The 1,805-nt window shown below is 45.4% G+C and carries 1 protein-coding gene; it reads left to right on the top strand.

Going from position 1 to position 1,805, the window contains the following annotated elements; all coding sequences use genetic code 11:
• The first annotated feature begins 161 nt into the window (after positions 1–161).
• A complete protein-coding gene (locus DXC51_RS29205) occupies positions 162–1,646 on the top strand; it encodes a hypothetical protein (protein WP_117546104.1) in 1,485 nt (494 codons plus the stop codon).
• The last annotated feature ends 159 nt before the right edge of the window (positions 1,647–1,805 follow it).

Raw genomic sequence — 1,805 nt, 5'->3', positions numbered from 1 at the left:
ATAGTCTCTCGGAATCTCTAAGCCAGTAAAATCAAGGCTTTCAGATTCTCTTTTTATTAAAATCCCCCACTTTTTTGCCAAAACACTTGACAATTCCATCGAAAAATGCGGTGCTTCGCACCCTTGATCAAATGTATATTTTTCGATTGGAGGCGATTTTTATGTTACCTGTTAACTCTGGCGGCCATACCGCCTATCAAGACTTTCTTCTTGTTAATCTTCGTAAACATTATCCTGTACCTGATTCTATTTCTCCTTCTACATGGGATATCATTGATCGTTTTTGGAATCTTGATCTTTCCTTTACGGATGAATTCATGCGGGACAAGTACTCTGTCTTCGGCCCTAAGCCAAGAACTCCTTCCTGTATGCAGCGTTCCTTCCTGCTGTCTATTGATTTCAAGGTTTCCTCACTCACAGATTGGGCTGCACAGCTCAAAATCAATCCCCTTTATGCCATACTCAGTGGCTTTGAGTTTGGGGATACCCCTGGCGTCGGTACTTTTTATGACTTCCTTAACCGCTTATGGGATTCTGATTCTGACAATCTCTCCCCACACATCCATCCGTTAAAAGCCAAGGTCAAAAAGCCAAAAACGAAAGGCTCCAAGGCTGCTCCTGTGGAAAAAGTCTCTGTCGAACAGCTTTTGCCGGAACTTGAAAACACCGTTTTTTGCATTGAGCATCAGCCCTATGGCTCTCTCTTTCAGTTATATAAGAGCGAGTTCCTCGACCAGTCCGTCTCCAAAGGGCTCATTACTCCTGACTCCCTTGCACTAGCCGGGGACGGAACTCCGGTTGTCACTTCACACAGGGAACGTAAGCACCGCATCTGCGATTGTGCTTCAAAAGGGATTATGGATTGCAAATGTGACCGCTGCTTCTCACAGCCTGACTGCGATATTGGCTGGGATTCTTCCAGAGACTGCTGGTATCACGGCTATGACCTATATATGCTCGTTGCTTCCGATTCTGAGAGCGATCTGCCTGTTTTCCCGCTGCTCTCACTGGCTTCCACTCATGACTCCCACGGGTTTCTGCATTGCCTTTTTCGGATGAAATGCTTTCTCTCTGGCTATCACGTCACAAAGCTGCTCCTTGATTCTGCACATGACGCAATGCCCTACTACGAATACTGCAGGCGTGCACATATCACTCCTTTTATTGACCTGAATGAAAAACGCGGAATCAAACTGCCCTATAAGAACGACTTTACTATTGGTAAAGATGGGGTACCTGTGTGCAGGGAAGGCAGACGCATGAACCATGACGGCTCGGAGCTATCGAAACACCGAATAAAATACAGATGCTCGCTTGCCAGCAGGAAATATGGCTGCTCCTGCGAGCACCCGTGCTCCAGCTCTAAATACGGGAGAACCGTACATGTGGCAATGGAAGATAATCCACGGCTGTTCAACCTGCCGCCACGTGACAGTGATGCATGGAAACTTGAGTATAATGCAAGAACTTCTGCGGAACGCTCCAATAAACGTGAGAAACTAGACTTTAAACTAGAAGACGGCAGGCACCGCTCAACTAAGATGTGGTACTGCCGCCTCTATCACATCCTGATGTTACAACATCTGGATGCCTGGGATATGCCTTTTGAATCCGCCCTGAGAAAGTTGATTCTACAAGCAGCATAATCCTTAGATCATTATACACTATTTTCAAGGCATAGCGACAGTTATGTCTGTTTCTCGTACACTTTTTTCTGAATTTTATTCCATCATGGATAATTTTTGCTTTTCAATGTTCAGTTGCCAGATTCTCTGGTATGATCAATCAAGATTCCGAGAGATCAT

The organism is Eisenbergiella massiliensis (assembly GCF_003435485.1).
Note: the sequence above shows the minus strand (reverse complement) of the source record. Positions and strands in the feature narration are given on the sequence as shown.